The sequence below is a fragment of the Ilumatobacter sp. genome (assembly GCF_049588435.1).
Lineage (GTDB): Bacteria > Actinomycetota > Acidimicrobiia > Acidimicrobiales > Ilumatobacteraceae > Ilumatobacter_A.
Window position 1 is genome coordinate 1 of the sequence record NZ_JBAVYV010000519.1, and the last position, 3,485, is coordinate 3,485.

General features: G+C 66.5%; 3 protein-coding genes and 1 pseudogene. 2 read left to right on the plus strand and 2 right to left on the minus strand.

What is annotated here, in order from left to right; genetic code table 11:
- Positions 1-410 (plus strand): annotated as a pseudogene (locus tag WBV89_RS19485) (hypothetical protein); the annotation flags it as partial.
- Here the strand turns inward: WBV89_RS19485 and WBV89_RS19490 are convergent.
- Together WBV89_RS19490 and WBV89_RS19495 are read right to left on the minus strand one after the other, a co-directional pair.
- Complete coding sequence (locus WBV89_RS19490) at positions 389-1,039, minus strand: hypothetical protein (RefSeq protein ID WP_423982988.1); 651 nt, start codon at positions 1,037-1,039, stop codon at positions 389-391. The pseudogene WBV89_RS19485 and the gene WBV89_RS19490 overlap by 22 nt on opposite strands.
- A 102-nt stretch (positions 1,040-1,141) precedes the next feature.
- A complete protein-coding gene (locus WBV89_RS19495) occupies positions 1,142-1,861 on the minus strand; it encodes a class I SAM-dependent methyltransferase (protein WP_423982989.1) in 720 nt (239 codons plus the stop codon).
- Between the two features lie 135 nt (positions 1,862-1,996).
- Here WBV89_RS19495 and WBV89_RS19500 point away from each other — a divergent pair.
- Positions 1,997-3,485: hypothetical protein (locus WBV89_RS19500; protein WP_423982990.1), on the plus strand; the 1,489-nt coding region annotated here is incomplete at its 3' end.

Below are 3,485 nucleotides of genomic sequence, written 5' to 3' on the forward strand. Positions count from 1 at the left end.
TCGTGGCGCCGTGGGCGTCGTTGGTGTGGTCGGCCGGTTCTGCCCCGTGGCTCGCCGGGTCATTGCGCTCGATGATCGCAGAGTCGTCCGAGGTCGCCCGTCCGGGTTGGCTTCCGCTTGTCGTGTCGGGGCTGTTCGCGACTGTCGCGATCGGCGGATGGATGTTCACTCGAGGATGGCGTGCACCGCGACGCGTGGGTGTCGCCGTGGCCGTCACCGCGGTGTCGGTGTCGCTGGCGCTCCTGGTCATCGGTGACCGTGATCCCTTGGCATGGGCGTCACCGTTCGCCGTCGTCGCGGTCCTGCACTGGATCTCCCGGATGCGAGGAGTCGACCGACCTGAACGAGTCGATGAGCCGTCGACCGCTGATGACGGTCCGACCCCGGTTCAGGAACTCGCGTCGACGTAGTCGGCGAAGATTTCGGCCGCGCGTTCCAGGGCGTCACCGGTGCAACGGGTGCGGATCGCGTCGCTCAACCACCGGTTCCGGTCGGTCCGATCGTTGTCCGGTACCGGGAGACTCGCGCTGTCGCCCGGGTGCCACCGCTCGTGATCGGCTCGGATCCGTCCCTCGACGGCCGCACGCGCAGCAGGCGATGCATCGAAGATGGCGAAGTCGGTGCCGAATCGATCGTTGACCCGCGACGTGACCGCTCCGAAGTCATCGATGACCTGGTCGAACGTGGCGATCACGAAGTGCTCGCGAACGGGCCAGATCAACGAGTAGTGGTGGATCCATTCGGCGAGCGCCTCGTCGACTCGGAGATGCGGTGCGGCCACCACGATCGATCGAACCGTCGCTTGGGGCTCACGGACGACGACGAGGGTGGGCACCGTACGCTTGACCGCCTCGAGCACCTGGCTCGGGGTGTGAACGTGGCTCGCCACCCTGAGCTCTCGACGTGAGGCGTACGCAATCGCAGCCGCTGCGAACGTGTTGGCGGATCGTGGGTAACCCTCGATGACGAGTTCGGTGTCGTCGTCGATGCGGCGGTCGAGACCGCGTGGAGTTCCCCGGAGCACGATCGGGAGGAACACGGGTCGGTCTGACAGCGCGAGGCGGACACGACGCAGGCCGCGCCGAACACGTCGTGCAGCGGACCTGTCGTCGAAATGTGCTGCCCAATCGTGGCGCACGTGTCAGCGTGTTTTCTCGACCACGATCAAACAGTTCCAGGAGACCAACTCGCGGAGCCCGGGCACCTTCATGATCCATCGTTGTGAGGGGTAGTACCGCGGAACGACCGAGCGGACCCGGAGCCCCCGGCGCCCCGTGACATCCCGCAGGGTCGGGCCGATGTGAGCAGGCCAGAGCCCGTTGAAGACCTGATTCCGGGGTGGGAGGCCGCGCAGGCGCTCGTGTGTCTTCGCTCCCAATCGGGGTCCCAGGTAGTGGAAGGGCGTGATGAGGTGGCCTCCCCACGGCGAGTACCAGTTCGTCCAACTGACCCACGCCCACCCCTTCGGCTTCAAGACCCGCTCGATCTCGTCGAAGATCGGGCCCGAGGCCGGAACGTGCTCGAGCAGGTTGGAGGAGAAGATGCCATCGAAGGTCCCGTCCGGGAAGGGAAGGCGTGATGCGTCGGTGAGCACGCCGTCCTGACCGCGTGTCACGGCGCGTCGCATGTCCTCCTCGTCGAGATCGACGGCGACGACGGTCGCCCCGGCACGTTCGAGCGCGGCGGTGTAGTGACCCGGCCCCGAGCCGAGGTCGAGGATCCGTTGACCGTCGAGCGGTAGTTCGAACGACGACAGGGTCCGGTCCGCGAGTTTCGAATAGAACTCGTCAGGATCCATCTGTTCGGAAAGGAACAACCGGAACAGCTCCCGGCGTGTCGCAATCGTCGGTGCTGTGGTCATCGGTCCGCTCGTTCGAAGTCTGCTCACGTCGCGTTCGTGGGAACGACACGCCCGACAGTGAGTATGTTCGCCAAGGTGTCTACCACTTCCGGCGTTCAGGTAGAAAATTGCCACCGTGCACCGAGGTGGAGAGTGGTGGGGAACAGGTCGTGGCTGGCATCGTTTGTGCTCCCCGTACTCCTCGGTGTCCTCGTGTTGGGGCCCGCCCTGGGGCCTGGTGTCCTCCTCAACCTGGACCTGGTGGTGTTCGCCGACCTCGATCTGCCCGCCGGATTCTGGGGATTGGGTCCGGAACTGCCCCGGCGACTCCCGCTCTGGGTGCCGATCTCAGCTGTGTCGTCGCTGATACCGGCGACTTTGTCGACCAAGCTCCTGATGTTGCTGGTGTTCCCGGTCGCGTGGGCCGGGATGGTCCGTTTCGCGACGGGCCTGGGGGTCAGATGGCCCCTCCCGGCAGCGGCACTGTACGCCTTGAGCCCGTTCGTCCTCACCCGCACCGCTGTGGGCCATTTCATGGTGACCGTTCCCTTCGCACTCTTGCCGTGGGTCCTTCCGAGGTTGTTGCGGCCGGGTCGAGACCTCACCAAGACGTTTCTCGCCGCGGCAGCGCTCAGCCTGGGTGGTCATTTCGGCGGTTCCCTCGCCCTCGTGGTGGTGCTCGTCGGTGTCTTGTTCGATCGGTCGTGCGCGCGCCGCTGGCGCGCCGTCGCAGTGACGCTTGCAGCCCAGGCAGCGTGGCTCGTACCGGGTCTCCTGGTCATGCTCGGCGGGGATGCGGGGATGTCCGGTTCGGACGTATTCGCCACCGTCAGCGACGGGGTGCCGGGGCTTCTCCGTCTCTCCGCAGGCGGGGGATTCTGGAACTCGTACTTTCAGGTCGGTGGTGCGGGAGTGTTCGTGGCGATTGCGGGTGGCATCCTGCTCTGCCTCGCCATCGTCGGTGCGCGCTCGATGCCGTCCACGATCGAACCCGCGTTGTCCGTGCTCGGTCTCATCGGCTTCGTGGTCGCGGCATCGTCCGGCATCTGGATCACGACCGGTGCGTACGAGTGGCTCACGTCGAATCCCATCGGGGCCGTGTGGCGCGAGGGGCATCGGCTCCTGATCCTGTACCTCGCCTGGATGGCGCCGGCAGCGGCGTTGGGGGCGGAGCGCATCTTCGCGCGTGCGTCGGCCGTGGGGCGGCCAACGGTCGGTGGGTTGGTGGTGGGCCTTCCGCTCGCTCTCGCCGTCGCTCTCGGCGTGCCGGGTTTGTGGGGTGTCGGCGGGCAGATCGCAGCGGAACGGGTTCCCGAGGGATGGAGCGAGGTTCGCGACGTCGTTCGCGCCGAGTCGGGAACGGTGCTCGCCTTGCCGTGGGTTCAGTACTACAACGAGCAGTTCGACGGCGGGCGGGTCCGACGCGTTCTGAACCCTCTGCCGCTCTTCCTCGGCGGCGACGTGCTCGCGGCATCAAACAACGGGCTCGGGAGGGGTGTGCGCGAGCGAGCGGACTTGCGTGAATCGGTCGCCGACGAGATCGTCGACGCAATGATTGCCGGCGAGATGCCGTCGTCATCGCTCTCCGAGTTGGGTGTTCGCTGGGTCGTCGTGGACCGAGGTGTCCGTGATGCCGATTACCTGG